Genomic DNA, 16156 nt, shown 5'->3' with positions numbered 1-16156 from the left:
TTTGCTTTTATATGTTGTTTAGGCTAAAATTTTTTTTAATTCTAAAATAGAATCAAAAATATAAGTTGGGTTAGCGGTTTTTAATTGATTTCTTGTGTGAGCTCCTGTAGTAACACCAATAGTAACACCACAAGATGCATTTTTACCTTCTTCTATATCGATAATTGAATCTCCAACTTTTAATACGTTTTCTGTATTTGCTATGTTTAAATCTTTCATTGCTTTATAAATCATATCTGGATGTGGCCTGCCTTTATCTACATCAGAGGCTGTAATTAGTGTGTCGTAATGATAGCCTTGTTTCCAATTTAATTTATTTAATAAAGTATTAGCTACTGCGCTATTGTAGCCAGTATTTAGAGCTATTTTAATTTCGGCTTTTTTTAGTAATGTAAAAAGTTGTTCTACGCCATGGCAAGGGGATACCTCTAAGTTTATGTATGCTAAATTTAAAAGAGTTTTAAAATCTTCAAAAATATTTATTGAAGAATAGTTTTTTTTATCTAAACTTTCTAAGTTGTTTAGGATATCTTTAATGGCTTGGTGTTTTTCTTTTCCAGCTCCATGCTTTAAAACAAAATCTAAGGAAACATTAGCGCCAGCATTATTTATGGCTTTTTGCAGTGTTTTGTACACTACATTGTTTTCGTTAACGGTTGTGCCTGCCATATCGAACACGACAAGTTTTATGCTTGTTTTCATTTTTATTATTTTAATTATTTGTTTGTATGCCGACTCTATATACAGGTTTATTGTCGGCGAAATTAAAAGCATTATCTAGCTCTTCTATTGTAAATTCTTTATTTACTAAACTTTCAAATGGATATTTATCTTTATTTTTTGATAAAAAGTTTATGGCTTGAGCTAAATCATTATGAGTGTAGTTGTGCAAGCCTTTAATAGTTAGTATGTTTCTAACTATATTTTCTGCATTAATAGATATGTTACGTTGCGAATATACAGATCCAACTAAAACACAAGTACCGCCTATATTTAGCATGTTAATACTGTTTTCTATAGCAGATGGTACTCCGCTAGTTTCGATAATAACATCTATACCTCCAAATTCTTTTTGTATTTTTATTAGCAAGTCTTGGTTTTCGTTTGCATTTAAGCTTAAATCTGCACCAAATAATTTACTTTTTTTAAGTCTGCTGTCATTAATGTCCATTGTAAAAACAGTATTTGCACCAGCTTCTTTTGCCATGGCACAAGCCGATAATCCAAGCATGCCGGCTCCACTTATCAATACGTTTTTGTTTTTTAGATTTTCTGCTAAACGTATTGCGCCAGCTATAGTTGCATGAGAGCAGTTTAAAGGTGCTGCTTCTTTTTGGGTTAGGTTGGTAGGTATTTTAAATAATGTAGATCCGTTTTTTAGGTGGCAGTGTGTTGCAAATCCGCCGCTTAGTTTGTGATTTTCATTTATTTCTTCATGTCCGTATTTAAAGAGGTCTTTTGATTTTTGAGGAATCCCTTGTTTGGCTAAAGGGTCATTACTGTCGTGAGCATATACAGACCAAGTAATTTGGTCTCCTATTTTTAAAGCTTCACCATAATAATCTCTTATTCCTTTTTCTGGAATCTCAACGACAGTACCAATTATTTCGTGACCTAATATGCTATGGTTATGTGAGCATCGTCTGCCGTAAAACGTGTGTAAATCGCTGGTACATATTGTTGCATAATCTACTTTAACAAGCGTTTCTCCAGATTTTAGTTTTGGTAAGTCAATAGGTGTTAAAGAAAAAGGTTTGCCTACTTTTTCAAAAACCATAGCTTTTGCTTTGTTGTGTAACATGTAGTGTTTTTATTGTTCGGTTATAAAATAGATAACTAGTAAAACAGATTCGGTATCTAAATTGTTTTCAGGCACATGAGGAATTCGTCCATCAAAATAAAGAGAATCGCCTTCTTTTAAGTTAAATGTTTTGTTCTCTAGCTTGTATTTAATATCGCCTTTTATTAAAAAAATATATTCGTAACCATCTGTAGTTACCATATTTCGTTTTGCATTTTTAGATAGTGTAAGCATAGACACTTCTAAAGAGACACCTTTTAGATTCTGGGTTAAAACGGTTTCGTATTTAAAGCCAATGGAGTCTTCTTTGGTTGTTTCTTGGTAATTTTCTCTTTTGTTAAATATATATCCTGGAAAATCTTCCTCTTTACCAATATCTTCAAAAAAGACATTTAAATCTACATCAAGAGGTTTAAGTATTTGAAGTAATGTGGGGAATGTTGGAAACACTCGGCCATTTTCAATTTTAGAAAGCATTGCTATGCTTACTTTTGTTTTTTCAGATAACTCGCCTAATTTCCAGCCTTTAAGAGATCTTAGTTCTCTTATTTTAGCTCCTATCCAAGCAACTTCGTATTTACCATCTGTCATAATTTTTAATTTTTTACAAAGATATATTTTCTTATAAAGAAAAAAAGCAAAAAACTATTTTTTTCTCAAAAGGAAATTTTTTTTACTCAATGGAAAATAATTAACGGTAAGTTTACATTAATTTAACTATTTGTGATGGTTGTGCATATATATTTGCCACGTTTAATTTTCTAATTAAGAAAAAAATGAAGTTTGGTTTACCTTTAATAAGTAATAAAAAATGGGCGCAGAGCTTTTGTCTTATGCTTGCGGCTTTTTTGTGTTACACAGGAATGTATGCTGTTAGAAAGTCTTTTTTGGCGGGTCAGTACAATAATTTAGATTTGGGCTTTAACTCGGACCCTAAAACGATTCTTGTGATAAGTCAAGTTTTAGGGTATATGATTTCAAAGTTTTTTGGTATTAAAATGGTGTCAGAAATGAACCGTAATACAAGAACAAAATGGTTAATAGCTTTAGTTTCTTTTGGTTTATTGATGCTTTTTGTGTTTTCTATTTTACCAGATAGGTTTAAAATAATAGCATTGTTTTTAAACGGCATGCCTTTAGGGATGGTTTTTGGTATTGTTCTTTCTTATTTGGAGGGCAGAAGAAATACAGAGTTGCTTGCTGCAGCTTTAAGCGCAACATTTATTTTTTCTACAGGTTTGGTTAAGACGGTAGGTATTGTTTTAATGCAAGAGTATGGGGTTACTGAAAATGCTATGCCTTTTGCTACTGGGCTTTTATTTTTTCCAATATTTATTTTCTCTGTTTGGGTATTAAATAAGTCTAAAAATCCCGATGCAGTAGATATTGCTGAAAGAGCAGAACGAATACCAATGGATGCTTGTAAAAGGAAAGATTTTCTTAGAAAGCATGGCTTAGGGTATGTTAGCTTGGTGTTAATTTATATTTTTTTAACAATAGTTAGAGATTTTCGAGACAATTTTATAGTCGATTTTTGGTCGGAATTAGGGTATTCAGAAAAACCAGAACTTATAACTTATACAGAGATACCTGTGGCTGTAATTGTACTTGTTGTAGCGGCCTTGGCTATACTTATTAGAAAAAATAAAGCTGCATTTAATTACGGAATGATTTTAACCTTGTGCGGAGCAGTTTTTATGCTTTTATCTACATTTTTATTTAAAAGAAGTTTGTTGTCTCCAGTAGTATGGATAATAAGCACAGGTGTTGGCGTTTATCTTCCGTATATATTATTTCATTGCTTGCTTTTTGAAAGGTTAATAGCCTTACTAAAATACACAGGAAATGTAGGTTTTTTATTTTACACAGCAGACGCTTTAGGGTATTTAGGTAGTGTTGTAGTACTTTTTTCAAAAGAGCTTATGAACTTTAAAGGTGCTTGGGTAAGCTTTTTTGTTTCACTTAATTTCATTTCGGCACTACTCATTATCATTTTCACACTACTAAGTATAATATATTTTAATAATAAAATTTCATCCATAAAATTAAAACAACCAATTACACAATGAAAACAAAATTAATTCTCTCGTTATTTTTGATAGCAATAATCAATTTTATTAACGCCCAAACTGGAGTAGTCAAGGGTGTTGTTCAAGATTCGTATGATGTGTTACCTTATGCAACAGTACATTTAAAAGAAACCGCAAGTCTAGGAAGCACAACAGATTTAAAAGGTTTTTTCGAAATCCTTAATGTTCCTAACGGTAAACATATTGTAGTGGTTTCTTATTTAGGTTACGAGTCTCAAGAAATTGAAGTAAGTATTGAAGAAAATAGTAGTATAGATTTAGGGAAAATTATACTAATTGCTTCTAGTGAGCAGTTAAATGAAGTGGTATTAAAATCGTCAATAAAACATGGTCAGCAGCGAGCTGTTAATATGAGAAAAGCAGCACCATCAATTATGGAGGTTGCTAGTAGTAATTTAATTGGAAAATTACCTGATTTTAATGCTGCTGAAGCTGTACAAAGAATGCCAGGGGTAAGTATAGAAAGAGATCAAGGTGAAGGTCGATATGTTACTGTTAGAGGTACGCCTACGCAATGGAGTTCAAACACTTTAAACGGCGACCGTTTGCCATCAGCTAAAACTTCTGGAGACCTTTTAGGAGATAGAACCGTTCCTTTAGATGTTTTTCCTTCAGATTTTATACAGTACTTACAGGTAGTTAAAGCAATTACTCCAGATTATGAGGGTGATGCTATTGGAGGAACAATTAATTTTATAACACGTACATCTCCTGAAAAAGAAACATTAAACCTAAATTTATCGGGAGCTTACAACGATAAATCGCAAAAATCTGGGTATGCAGCAACTGCTGTTTATGGTAATAGGCTTTTTAATAATAAATTTGGGTTTATGGCTATGGCTACTAGAAATCGTAGACCATATGGAACAGATAATTATGAGGTTGTTTACGGTAATGAATTTAACAACGTTAGAGAGTTAGATATAAGGCATTATGATGGTGTTAAAACAACTGATGGATTTAACATTGGTATGGATTATCGAATAGGAGATAATACAACAGTTTTTGCACGCGGGCTTTACAATCGTTTAGAAGATAATGAGCGCAATAGAAAGGTAGAGTACTTCTTTGATAAAACCTCAAATAATGCACAAATGCGTTGGAATGCGGTCGATTATCTTTTTAGAACTTACGGAGGAGAACTTGGCTTAGAGACTAAATTGTCAAGTAAATTAAAAGCCGATTTTAAATTGTCTGCATACAAAGCCTTTGCAGGTTATGACGGTCCTAATAGTGTTGCAGATTCATTATCTGGATATTACTACGCTAATTTTAGACAAACCGTAGAGTTTGATGGTTTAGAAGATGTAGTTGATGGCGATGGTAACACGCAACAATTAAAGTTTTTAAGAGGAGATGGGCCTAATCCATCTAGCGGCGATGCTTATGATAATATTCAGCCACATTTTGCAAATGGAGATTTAGATCCAGATCTTTTTAAATTACAGAGATATGTAGTGTCTATTAGAAACGTAGAAGATAAAGATTTTGTTGGTCAAACAAATTTTACGTACACACCTTCATCTAAATTAGAATTTAAGTTTGGAGCTAAATTAAGAAGTAAAAAGAGTTCGTATGATAGAGCTTATGCGACTTTTACTCCAGAAAACGACGCCTATTTTACCGATTTTGAAAGAGAAGCATTTCCAAACAACAGCGATTTTCTTTCAGAAATAGGATCGCCTTATTCGCAACCTGTTTTTTTATGGGACATTCCAACAGAAGAATCTATATCAGACCCATATGGAAATTCAGTTGCAGGAAACTCGATTGTTTTAGGTTATAGAAACAAAAACAATTCTGTTTATGCAACCAATAGTTATGAAGCTACAGAAAACCATATTGCAGGTTATGCAATGGGAACATGGAAGTTAAACTCAAAATGGACTATAATTCCAGGTATTCGATATGAAAATACATCGAGTGATATAAAATCAGGAACTTATAATAGAACTACAGGCGAAGTTGGTTCTATTTCGGCAAAAAAAGATTATCCTGCTATTTTGCCAATGTTGCATTTAAGTTATAAACCTTCTAACGATTTTGATATTAGAGCAGCCTTTACGCGTACTTTTGCTAGGCAGGCATTTAATCAAATTGCACCTTTTGAAGATATTAACGAAAATAGTCTTTCAATAACACGAGGCAACCCTAATCTTAATCCTACGTTTGCTACAAATTACGATCTTATGGCTTCCAAATATTTTGGAAAGGCCAATTATTTGTCGGCCGGTCTTTTTTATAAAGATATTAAAGATATTGTATACACGAGATCTTCAGAAGAGCAGCTTACTTTAAACGGAGCTCAAGAAACTTTTAGAGTAAATACTTTTGATAACTCTGAAACAGCATATCTTATGGGAGCAGAAATAACTTGGGCGCAACAGTTAGATTTTCTTCCCGGAGCTTTAAATGGTTTGGGGTATTCTTTAAATTACACCTATACAAAATCTGAAACATCATTAGAGGAGCGAGGCGAAAAAATTCCGTTAGTAAATCAATCTCCAAACATTTTAAATGCAGCAGTATTTTATGAGAAGTATGGCTTATCATTTAGATTGGCAGGTAATTATAGAGATGCTTTTCTTTGGCAGCTTAGAAACTCTAAAGAGCAAGATCGTTATCAAGGAAAAGATTTTCAGTTAGATTTAAACGCGTCTTATACATTTCCAAATAATCGCGTTACAATTTTTACACAAATGAATAACTTAACAAACCAAAAATTATTATACTATAGAGGCAACCCCGAAAGACCAGAGCAAACTGAATTCTTTTCTTTCAGAGCACGTTTAGGTGTTAGTTATAGTTTTTAATTTAATTAAAATAACAATTCATGAAAAGTAAAACGTTTTTCTTTGTTGTAGCTTGTTTGTTAATAATTTTATTTCAAATAGGATGTGGTAATAAAAATAGTTCAGAAAAAATAGAGTCTTTTCCTTTTGGAGTCGCTTCTGGAGCCCCAGAACCTAATAGTGTTTTAATTTGGACTAAAACAACATCAAATTATTCTAATAAAAAAGTACATTGGCAAGTAAGTAAGGATAGTCTTTTTAATAATGTGATTAAAGAGGGTTACCAAACATCTAATGCAGAAAACGATTTTACTATTAAAACTAAAGTGGACGGTTTAGAGCCGTCCACTTTTTATTATTATCGCTTTTTTATTGATAAGAAAGCATCATCAACATTGGGTAGGACAAAAACACTTCCTGGCGAAGAAGAGGATATAAAAAGTTTTAATATCGCTTTGGTTAACTGTAATAATTTTCAAGATGGTTATTTTAATGCATTTGAAGCGTTGAGTAGAAGAAATGACATAGATTTAGTTATTCATTTAGGAGATTATATTTATGAGTATCAAGCAGGAAGATATGCAGATACCACGCTTTTAGATAGGAAGCATAAGCCAGCACACGAAATAGTTTCTTTAAATGACTATAGAATGCGTTATGCCCAATATAGATCAGAAAAAGAATTTCAAAAAGTACATGCAAAATTTCCTTTCCTTTTTATATGGGATGATCATGAATTTGCAAATGATGCTTATGTAAAAGGAGCAAAAAACCACAATAATAATGAAGGTGTTTGGCAAGATAGGCAGGCCAATGCTATTAAAGCATATATGGAGTGGATGCCAATTTATAAATCACCAGAAAAAAATCCGCCACATCAAATTCAAATAGGTAAATTAATTGATTTGCTATTGTTAGAAGAAAGGGCAAGTGCACGTACTAAACAAATAAATCCATGCGAGTTAGATACTACTCAGGTTATTAACCATACGCTTCTAGGGAAAAAACAAATAAATACGCTAGTTAATGTTATAGAGAATAGTAGCAAAAAGTGGACAGTAATAGCAAACCAAGTGCCTTTTACAGGCTATAGTAAGGTGGACTCACTATTCTCATTAAAATACCAAGATTGGTGGTTGGGTTATCCTAAAGACAGAAACCAGGTTATTGAAGCTTTTAAGAAAGCTAAAAATAAGCCTATTATTCTAACAGGAGATCATCATCGGTCATTTATAATGTCGCTACATCAAGATAAGTTAAACCCTTGTAAGCCAAAATATATAACAGGATATAAAGAAAAACCGTTAGCTTGGGAGGTTATGGTGCCTAGTGTTACTTCTAAAAACCATGATGCTTATCCAGATAGTATTGTAAATAAGTATGTAAATAAGTTAGTAAATAGCAAGTATAATCCGCATATAAAATTTGCAGATTTAAACAGTCACGGCTTTACTATTATGCATTTTTATCAAGATAGAGCTCAGGCAGAATATGTTTTTATGGAAACCGTAAAAGAAAAAAACAAAGCTATAAAGCAAGTTGCAACTTTCGAATTAGAATATTAAAAAGTTAGAATTATGAATATTTTTAAAAACACATGCTTTTTTGTTATTATAATGATGTTTGTTGCTTGTAATAAAGATGACTTCTATTTTGAAGCAGAATCAAGCTTAAACACAAAAGAACAAATACATGCTAGTGCAGATACAGACGAAAGCAACTCAAAAATAATTAATTATAAAGAAGTTTCTGAAGCCAAAACTAAAGTTGCAAGTAGGGTTTCTAGCAGTAAAAGTATTGGATCTAGTCATGTAAAAATTTATTCAAGAAACATTGGCGATCAAGAGAACCATGTGGTATTTAAATATGGCGATTTAATTAATAGAGCTATTAGTTATAAAGAAAATAACCCAAATAAAAATGTTAATATAAAGTTTGCAGTCTATAAAATTGGAGAAAAATCTTATGTTGTGTTTGATCCAAATGATACTAAATACGGAGGTGTATATGGAAATGACGAGGCGGGTTCTGCTTCAGAGAAATTAATTTTCTCATTAGTTAAAGCAGCTAGAAGAAAGGTTAATGTTGATTTTATATATCATAAAGATAATCTAGATAATAGTAATGCATGTAAAGCAGATAGAAGTGATAATGTTTGGAATTATTTAACAAGTAGAATTGAGGCTACAGACTCAACCGATGTCGGTGTGGTTGGAGAAAGAGAGTTGGTAAGCGATTATCTTTCTGTAACTAGAATGGATTGGGAGTACGCAGCTCATGAGCAAATGCATAGCAAGTTTATGACTGTTAGTCATTATGATGATGGTGGTAGTGGAAAATTTAATACCGTTTATGTTTCTACAAGTAATGTAGGTGATCATGTTGGGGCTATTCCTTATAAGAAAGATTGGGTACATTCAGGAACTCTAATAAACGAAAACATAGGGCTTTATAATGCACATAATAATTATTTTGATATTATAAAAAATAATTACACATCTCATAGTTCTTTTGTAAACGCAGTTAGGGCAGAGCATGCCTCTAATGGCCTTAATTACCATGATAGTAATTTTAGTGCTTACTTCTTTCCAATTCCATTATCTCCCAACGGAAATTATAATCCGAATTTAGATGATTGGGATACCTCTAATGCTACAGGCTGGGATACTCAATTTAATCCTTTTGCAAGATATACAGATTCCTTAAGTAATTCAAGAAATGGAGGACGTTACATAAAAGGAAACATTTACCATATGAAATGGGATAATTTAACTAAAACCTTTAGAGATAAATTAAAGAACGAATATGATAATAGAAATACAGCGCACACAACAAGTTTTAAGTTTTTAGTTAGTATTAATAGTAATGCCGATGATGATACATCTAATAACACAACACAGCCAAGTAAATGTAAATCTTACTCAGATAGTTATGGTGAAGGTATACAAAAGTTGAAAAATGAGTTTGTTGGTACAAATGCAATAATAAGAAATCAAAATATCAATGAGGTAGATACTTTAAAATTAACAGGAGTAAAAACACATTCAAAAGATATGATTTTTGCTTTTAGTCAATATTCAAGATATGCTTCCATAACAGGTTCAACAAATTTTAAATTAGATGCTGTAACTTCAAAAGCTAATCACGCATTGGTTATTAAAGAGTATACAACTGCCCATCCTATTTATAATGAATTTAAGTATATTTTCGAGTATCAATTTTAAACTAAGAAAGCTTCTTTTTTTATAATTTATTTGTAAACAAAACGTTATAACAAATGTTTACTTATACATTTTTATTTCTCCTGTTATTCAGATTTATATATATTTGTTTTAATAAAATAAAAGTAAGTGGTTAATTTTTAAAAATAAGTTGATAAAGAGCCAATTTTAACAAATGTTTATCGAAATATGCTAAAATTGCATTTTGTCGATAGTTTTTAACGTTTCGTAGATGTTTTTTGTAGCAAAAAAGCATAATTATTTTGTTAACCCGCTTTTTTTTATACATTTGTGTACACATGACAATACAAAATAAAAGAATAATTGCCTCAATCTTATTTGTATTAATAAGTTTTGTATGTGCAGCTCAAACACTACCTGAGCCACCACCTCCAGGTCCACCACCACCACCAGGTTTCCCTATTGATGGAGGTATTTTAGCTGGAGTAATGTTTGCGTTGTTTTACGGCATTAAAAAACTTGTATTTTCTAAGCAAAACCGCTAAGCTATTTATTTAAATCTACAAGTTTAGCCACGTATTTTCCTAAAACATCAAATTCTAAATTAACTAGAGTGCCAATTTTAAAACTATTAAAATTAGTATGCTCGTAGGTATAAGGAATAATAGCTACACTAAAGCTGTCTTTTTTCGAGTTTACAACAGTTAAACTTGTTCCGTTTACAGTTATAGATCCTTTTTCAATGGTTATATTGTTTAAAGCACTATCATAACTAAAAGTAAATATCCAGCTACCATTTTCTTCTTTTATATTAATGCATTTAGCAGTTTGATCAACATGGCCTTGTACAATATGCCCGTCAAGCCTGTCTCCTAATTTCATGGCGCGTTCTAAATTTACTTTATCGTGCACTTGTAGCGAAGCAAGGTTTGTTTTGTTTAAAGTTTCTTTTATTGCTGTTACAGTATATTGGTCGTTATTTATTTTAACAACAGTTAAACATACACCATTATGAGATACACTTTGGTCTATTTTCAACTCAGAAGTTATCGAGCTTTTAATTGATATATGAAGATTATCTAATTCGGTTTCTAAGTTTGTAACTACTCCAATATCTTCAATAATTCCAGTAAACATAGTATTGTTTGTTTATTTGGTTAAATTTGCGGTTATATATAGAATTTCAAAATTACAAACAAAAGTTGTCATTTTTAATGAAGCAAGAAGAAAATATAATTGTAGGAATATCAATAGGAGATTTAAATGGAATAGGAAGCGAGATTGTTTTAAAAGTTTTTGAAGACAATAGGTTTTTAGATTTTTGTACGCCCGTAATTTTTGCATCGGCTAAATCTATGACTTTCTTTAAATCGCACTTTAAATCTCAAATTAATTTTCATGTTATAAATAACTTAAATCAAATTTCTCATAACAAAGTTAATGTGTTTAATTGCTGGAATGAACCAGTAAAGATAGAATTTGGTAAAGAAGACCCTAAAATTGGAAGTTTTGCTATAAAATCTTTAGAGTTTGCCACTAAAGCCCTAAAAGAAAATGCAATACACGCTTTAGTTACAGCGCCAATAAATAAGCATAATATTCAATCAGAAAAATTTAAATTTCCTGGTCATACAGATTATTTAGCAACAGAGTTAGAAGGAGAAAGTTTAATGTTTATGATAACCGATACGCTAAGAATAGGCTTATTTACAGACCATGTGCCAGTAAAAGACGTTTCAACACATATAACACCCGAATTAATAGAACAAAAAATTAATACAGTTTACAATTCGTTAAAAAAGGATTTTAAAATAGAACGCCCAAAAATAGCAGTACTAGGAATAAACCCACATACTGGCGATAATGGTGTAATTGGTAGTGAAGATGATGAGGTTTTAAGACCAACATTAAAAAAAATAAAAGAAACCGGTAAACTTGTATTTGGTCCTTACGCGGCCGATAGTTTTTTTGGATCTAATAATTATAAAAACTTCGACGCCATTATTGCATCATATCACGATCAAGGCTTAATACCTTTTAAAACCCTTTCATTTGGTCAAGGCGTTAACTATACTGCGGGTTTAAATAAAGTAAGAACCTCGCCAGATCATGGAACGGCCTATGAAATAGCAGGAAAGGGAATTGCAGACGAAAATTCTTTTAAAGAAGCCATTTTTAGCGCTATTAAAATATATAAAAACAGAATGAGTTATGAACAACTCACATCAAATCCTTTAAAAAAAGCACCTCGAAAAGCACATCGTTAATTGGTTGATTGTTAGTTAAAACATCAAGAAAAACAATGTTTAAAAAACAGAACAAAAAAAATGTTAATAACTTCTGTTAGGTAAATAAAAATTTATATATTTGCAGGCTCAAAATAGATGCGGTTATGAAGCTATTAAAAGAGTTTACAATCCCATTTGTAGGATTAAAAATAGGAAAACATCATTTTGAGTACGAAGTTAAGAAACCGTTCTTTGAACATTTTGAGTATGATGATTTTAATGATGTAAGTATAAATGTTAATCTTGAATTAGAAAAAAAGACAACATTTTTAGAATTACATTTTAAAATATCTGGATGGGTTAACATTAATTGCGATTTAACAAACGAACCCTATAATCAACCCATTGAAAATGAGTTTGATTTAGTAGTTAAGTTTGGTGACGAATATAACGATGAAAATATAGATATATTAATTATACCTCATGGCGAGTACGAAATTAATATTCAACAATATGTTTACGAATTAATAGTATTAGCAGTACCTATAAAAAGGGTGCATCCAGGAATTGAAGACGGCACATTAAACTCGGGAATACTTAAAAAATTAGAAGAATTAAGCCCAAAGCTTAAAGACAAAAAAGACAAAGAGGAGGATATAGACCCTCGTTGGAATACATTAAAGAAATTATTAACGGATAAATAAAAATATAAAATGGCACATCCTAAAAGAAAAATCTCGAAAACAAGAAGAGATAAGAGAAGAACACATTACAAAGCAACTGCGCCACAGATTGCTACATGCCCAACAACAGGAGAGGCTCATTTATACCACAGAGCTCACTGGCATGAAGGGAAGTTATATTACAGAGGTCAAGTATTAATTGACAACTCGGAAGAAGTAGAAAACGTAGCATAATTTATTATGCTAAAAAATATAAAACGCTCATTTATGAGCGTTTTTTTTTATGAAATACTTTTTCTAATTAACAAAATCACGTAATTTGTATATTATTAGACCAAAATTTAGTAGTTTTCCTAAAAAATTGAGCATTTTTGTTCTAAATTTTAGATTTTTGGTCAAACAAACTATAAAGGTATGAGTAAAATCTCAGCAGCCATTACAGCTGTAGGCGCATACGTGCCAGAATATGTATTAACCAATCAAATTCTTGAAACAATGGTTGATACAAATGACGAATGGATTACCACTAGAACAGGAATCAAAGAACGTCGAATCTTAAAAGAGGATGGAAAAGGCACATCTTATTTAGCCATAAAAGCAGCCCAAGATCTTATAAATAAAAAAGGCATAGACCCTAAAGATATCGAGTTAGTAATTGTAGCAACAGCAACACCAGACATGAAAGCAGCCTCAACAGCTTCTTATACAGCGTCTAAAATTGGTGCAACAAATGCTTTTTCTTTCGATATGGATGCCGCATGTTCAAGTTTTTTATTTGGCATGTCTGTAGCTTCAACCTATATAGAGTCTGGCCGATATAAAAATGTACTTCTTATTGGTGCAGATAAAATGTCGTCTATCATTAATTATAAAGATAGAGCAACATGTATTATTTTTGGTGACGGAGCCGGAGCTGTATTATTCGAACCAAATGAAGAAAATTTTGGGCTTCAAGACGAATACTTACGAAGTGATGGTACTGGTAGAGAATTTTTACAAGCTACTTACGGAGGTTCGGCACATGCAATGACGGCCGAAGCCTTAGCAAATGGAGGGCATTATGCCTTTCAAGAAGGACGAACAGTATTTAAAAACGCTGTTTTTAATATGGCCGATGCCGCTGTTAAAATATTAGAACGAAATAATCTAACAAAAGATACCGTTAATTGGTTAGCTGCACATCAAGCAAACAAACGTATTATTGATGCAACAGCACAACGTATAGAGTTAGACGAAAATAAGGTAATGATGAATATTCATAAATACGGAAACACAACATCTGCCACATTACCATTGCTTTTAAATGATTACGAAAAGCAACTTAAAAAAGGAGATAATATCATATTTGCCGCTTTTGGTGGCGGATTTAATTGGGGAGCCTCATATTTAAAATGGGCATATAATTCAAAATAACTAACCACTAACTAATTAGTAATATTATGGACGTAAAAGAGATTCAAAACTTAATTAAGTTTGTAGCCAAATCTGGCGCAAGCGAGGTTAAATTAGAAATGGACGATATAAAAATCACCATTAAAACAGGATCAGATTCAGATACAACAATTGTACATCAAGTTCCTGCCACTCAAATACCACAACAAGTTATGGCAGCAGCACCCGCTGTTGAAGTAGCAGCACCCGCTGCAACACCAGCCGCTCCTGCAGCACCAGCATCAGACGATTCAAAATATATCACAATAAAATCGCCAATAATTGGTACATTTTATAGAAAACCATCACCAGATAAACCTTTATTTGTTGAAGTAGGACAAACTATTGCCGAAGGTGATGTACTTTGTATTATTGAAGCCATGAAACTATTTAACGAAATAGAATCAGAAGTTTCAGGAAAAATAGTAAAAATATTAGTTGACGATTCTTCTCCTGTAGAGTTCGACCAACCATTATTTTTAGTAGACCCATCTTAATTTTAGATTATTAGAGGCGTTGGTTATTAGGTGTTTATATATCTAATAATTCAATAATCAAAATAATCCAATTTTCTAATTTTCTAATACAAGAAAGATGTTTAAAAAAATATTAATAGCCAACAGAGGAGAAATAGCACTACGTGTTATTAGAACCTGTAAAGAAATGGGCATTAAAACGGTTGCAGTATATTCAACTGCAGATGCAGAAAGCCTACATGTTAAGTTTGCAGACGAAGCCGTTTGTATAGGACCAGCTGCAAGTAGCGAGTCCTATTTAAAAATGTCTAATATCATATCGGCAGCAGAAATTACTAATTCTGATGCCATTCATCCAGGATATGGATTTTTATCAGAAAACGCAAAATTTTCAAAAATTTGTGAAGAACACGGTATTAAATTTATAGGTGCTTCTCCAGAAATGATTGACAAAATGGGTGATAAAGCCAATGCAAAAGAAACCATGAAAGCCGCAGGCGTACCATGTGTTCCAGGAAGCGATGGTGTTATTAAAGATTTTGAAGAGTGCGAAAAATTAGCCATAGAAACAGGTTACCCTGTAATGCTAAAAGCATCTGCCGGAGGTGGAGGTAAAGGTATGCGTGGTGTTTTTAAACCCGAAGACCTTAAAGCCGCTTGGGATTCTGCAAGACAAGAATCTAAAGCCGCATTTGGTAATGACGATATGTATATGGAAAAACTTATTGAAGAGCCAAGACATATCGAAATTCAAATTGTAGGCGATTCAAATGGAAAAGCCTGTCACCTATCAGAAAGAGATTGCTCGGTTCAGCGTCGCCACCAAAAACTTACCGAAGAAGTGCCATCACCATTTATGACAAGCGCACTACGTAAAAAAATGGGCGAAGCTGCTGTAAAAGCTGCAGAATATATAAAGTACGAAGGTGCAGGAACTGTAGAGTTTCTAGTAGATAAACACCGTAATTTCTACTTCATGGAAATGAATACACGTATTCAAGTAGAGCACCCAATAACAGAACAAGTTATAGATTTCGACTTAATACGAGAGCAAATTCTTGTAGCCGCAGGCGTGCCAATTTCAGGTAAAAACTACATACCAAAATTACACTCTATAGAATGTAGAATTAATGCCGAAGACCCATACAATGGATTTAGGCCATCACCAGGAGTAATAACCACATTACACGCTCCAGGAGGCCATGGTGTACGTTTAGATACGCATGTTTATGCAGGTTATGCCATTCCGCCTAACTACGATTCTATGATTGCAAAGTTAATAACAACAGCGCAAACCAGAGAAGAAGCCATAAATAAAATGAAACGAGCCCTAGACGAGTTTGTAATAGAAGGCATAAAAACCACTATTCCGTTCCACAGGCAACTTATGGATCATCCAGACTATTTAACAGGTAATTATACCACTAAATTTATGGAAGACTTTGTTATGCAAAAACAAGTTGAAGAATAAAA

General features: G+C 32.3%; 15 protein-coding genes. 11 read left to right on the top strand and 4 right to left on the bottom strand.

The features are described 5' to 3' along the window. Nucleotides 1-18: 18 nt before the first annotated feature. The 3 genes from ACNG5D_RS11715 to ACNG5D_RS11705 are packed head-to-tail and all read right to left on the bottom strand — an operon-like array spanning nt 19 to nt 2392. A complete protein-coding gene (locus ACNG5D_RS11715; protein WP_418183707.1) occupies nt 19-702 on the bottom strand; it encodes a phosphonatase-like hydrolase in 684 nt (227 codons plus the stop codon). Between the two features lie 10 nt (nt 703-712). Next, entirely contained in the window at nt 713-1801 is a 1089-nt protein-coding gene (locus ACNG5D_RS11710; protein ID WP_418183706.1) for a zinc-binding dehydrogenase, read from the bottom strand. 9 nt (nt 1802-1810) lie between these two features. Continuing rightward, nucleotides 1811-2392: a helix-turn-helix domain-containing protein gene (locus ACNG5D_RS11705; protein ID WP_418183705.1), complete on the bottom strand. Its 582-nt coding sequence runs from the start codon at nt 2390-2392 to the stop codon at nt 1811-1813. A gap of 185 nt (nt 2393-2577) precedes the next feature. Between ACNG5D_RS11705 and ACNG5D_RS11700 the strand changes: the two genes are divergently transcribed. The 5 genes from ACNG5D_RS11700 (at nt 2578) to ACNG5D_RS11680 (ending at nt 10410) form a co-directional block, all read left to right on the top strand. Further along, nucleotides 2578-3870: a DUF5690 family protein gene (locus tag ACNG5D_RS11700; RefSeq protein WP_418183704.1), complete on the top strand. Its 1293-nt coding sequence runs from the start codon at nt 2578-2580 to the stop codon at nt 3868-3870. Next, complete coding sequence (locus ACNG5D_RS11695; protein WP_418183703.1) at nt 3867-6704, top strand: TonB-dependent receptor; 2838 nt, start codon at nt 3867-3869, stop codon at nt 6702-6704. The genes ACNG5D_RS11700 and ACNG5D_RS11695 overlap by 4 nt, the downstream gene beginning before the upstream one ends. A 20-nt stretch (nt 6705-6724) precedes the next feature. Continuing rightward, a complete protein-coding gene (locus ACNG5D_RS11690) occupies nt 6725-8248 on the top strand; it encodes an alkaline phosphatase D family protein (RefSeq protein WP_418183702.1) in 1524 nt (507 codons plus the stop codon). Nucleotides 8249-8260: 12 nt separating this feature from the next. Beyond that, a complete protein-coding gene (locus ACNG5D_RS11685; RefSeq protein WP_418183701.1) occupies nt 8261-9907 on the top strand; it encodes a hypothetical protein in 1647 nt (548 codons plus the stop codon). Nucleotides 9908-10203: 296 nt separating this feature from the next. Then, the gene (locus ACNG5D_RS11680) at nt 10204-10410 is read left to right on the top strand and encodes a hypothetical protein (protein WP_418183700.1); all 207 of its coding nucleotides are present in this window, start codon (nt 10204-10206) and stop codon (nt 10408-10410) included. 1 nt (nt 10411) lies between these two features. On the opposite strand, the gene ACNG5D_RS11675 is transcribed toward ACNG5D_RS11680, so the two are convergent. Continuing rightward, nucleotides 10412-11002 (bottom strand): riboflavin synthase, encoded by a 591-nt coding sequence (locus tag ACNG5D_RS11675; protein WP_418183699.1) that lies wholly within the window; start codon nt 11000-11002, stop codon nt 10412-10414. A gap of 77 nt (nt 11003-11079) precedes the next feature. Here ACNG5D_RS11675 and pdxA point away from each other — a divergent pair, with 77 nt between their 5' ends. The 6 genes from pdxA to accC all read left to right on the top strand — a co-directional run bounded on the left by pdxA (nt 11080) and on the right by accC (nt 16154). Then, nucleotides 11080-12132 (top strand): 4-hydroxythreonine-4-phosphate dehydrogenase PdxA, encoded by a 1053-nt coding sequence (pdxA, locus tag ACNG5D_RS11670; RefSeq protein WP_418183698.1) that lies wholly within the window; start codon nt 11080-11082, stop codon nt 12130-12132. A 125-nt stretch (nt 12133-12257) separates the two neighbouring features. Continuing rightward, nucleotides 12258-12797, top strand: a complete 540-nt coding sequence (locus ACNG5D_RS11665) for a YceD family protein (RefSeq protein ID WP_418183697.1) — start codon at nt 12258-12260, stop codon at nt 12795-12797. 9 nt (nt 12798-12806) lie between these two features. After that, nucleotides 12807-13010, top strand: coding sequence for a 50S ribosomal protein L32 (rpmF, locus tag ACNG5D_RS11660; RefSeq protein ID WP_034042489.1), 204 nt, complete (start codon nt 12807-12809; stop codon nt 13008-13010). Nucleotides 13011-13190: 180 nt separating this feature from the next. Further along, complete coding sequence (locus ACNG5D_RS11655; RefSeq protein WP_418183696.1) at nt 13191-14189, top strand: beta-ketoacyl-ACP synthase III; 999 nt, start codon at nt 13191-13193, stop codon at nt 14187-14189. A gap of 26 nt (nt 14190-14215) precedes the next feature. Continuing rightward, nucleotides 14216-14704: an acetyl-CoA carboxylase biotin carboxyl carrier protein gene (gene accB, locus ACNG5D_RS11650; RefSeq protein ID WP_418183695.1), complete on the top strand. Its 489-nt coding sequence runs from the start codon at nt 14216-14218 to the stop codon at nt 14702-14704. A 97-nt stretch (nt 14705-14801) separates the two neighbouring features. Next, a complete protein-coding gene (gene accC / locus ACNG5D_RS11645; protein ID WP_418183694.1) occupies nt 14802-16154 on the top strand; it encodes an acetyl-CoA carboxylase biotin carboxylase subunit in 1353 nt (450 codons plus the stop codon). The last annotated feature ends 2 nt before the right edge of the window (nt 16155-16156 follow it).

Origin of the sequence: Algibacter ulvanivorans (genome assembly GCF_048381495.1) — a bacterium.
Lineage (GTDB): Bacteria > Bacteroidota > Bacteroidia > Flavobacteriales > Flavobacteriaceae > Algibacter_B > Algibacter_B ulvanivorans.
This window is presented reverse-complemented; position numbering and strand designations above follow the sequence as displayed.

Coding starts and splice junctions, on each gene's coding strand:
- ACNG5D_RS11705 (WP_418183705.1), bottom strand. CDS start 2,392: ATGACAGATGGTAAATACGAAGTTGCTTGGATAGGAGCTAAAATAAGA.
- rpmF (WP_034042489.1), top strand. CDS start 12,807: ATGGCACATCCTAAAAGAAAAATCTCGAAAACAAGAAGAGATAAGAGA.
- ACNG5D_RS11700 (WP_418183704.1), top strand. CDS start 2,578: ATGAAGTTTGGTTTACCTTTAATAAGTAATAAAAAATGGGCGCAGAGC.
- ACNG5D_RS11715 (WP_418183707.1), bottom strand. CDS start 702: ATGAAAACAAGCATAAAACTTGTCGTGTTCGATATGGCAGGCACAACC.
- ACNG5D_RS11685 (WP_418183701.1), top strand. CDS start 8,261: ATGAATATTTTTAAAAACACATGCTTTTTTGTTATTATAATGATGTTT.
- pdxA (WP_418183698.1), top strand. CDS start 11,080: ATGAAGCAAGAAGAAAATATAATTGTAGGAATATCAATAGGAGATTTA.
- ACNG5D_RS11690 (WP_418183702.1), top strand. CDS start 6,725: ATGAAAAGTAAAACGTTTTTCTTTGTTGTAGCTTGTTTGTTAATAATT.
- ACNG5D_RS11665 (WP_418183697.1), top strand. CDS start 12,258: ATGAAGCTATTAAAAGAGTTTACAATCCCATTTGTAGGATTAAAAATA.
- ACNG5D_RS11655 (WP_418183696.1), top strand. CDS start 13,191: ATGAGTAAAATCTCAGCAGCCATTACAGCTGTAGGCGCATACGTGCCA.
- accC (WP_418183694.1), top strand. CDS start 14,802: ATGTTTAAAAAAATATTAATAGCCAACAGAGGAGAAATAGCACTACGT.
- ACNG5D_RS11695 (WP_418183703.1), top strand. CDS start 3,867: ATGAAAACAAAATTAATTCTCTCGTTATTTTTGATAGCAATAATCAAT.
- ACNG5D_RS11680 (WP_418183700.1), top strand. CDS start 10,204: ATGACAATACAAAATAAAAGAATAATTGCCTCAATCTTATTTGTATTA.
- ACNG5D_RS11675 (WP_418183699.1), bottom strand. CDS start 11,002: ATGTTTACTGGAATTATTGAAGATATTGGAGTAGTTACAAACTTAGAA.
- accB (WP_418183695.1), top strand. CDS start 14,216: ATGGACGTAAAAGAGATTCAAAACTTAATTAAGTTTGTAGCCAAATCT.
- ACNG5D_RS11710 (WP_418183706.1), bottom strand. CDS start 1,801: ATGTTACACAACAAAGCAAAAGCTATGGTTTTTGAAAAAGTAGGCAAA.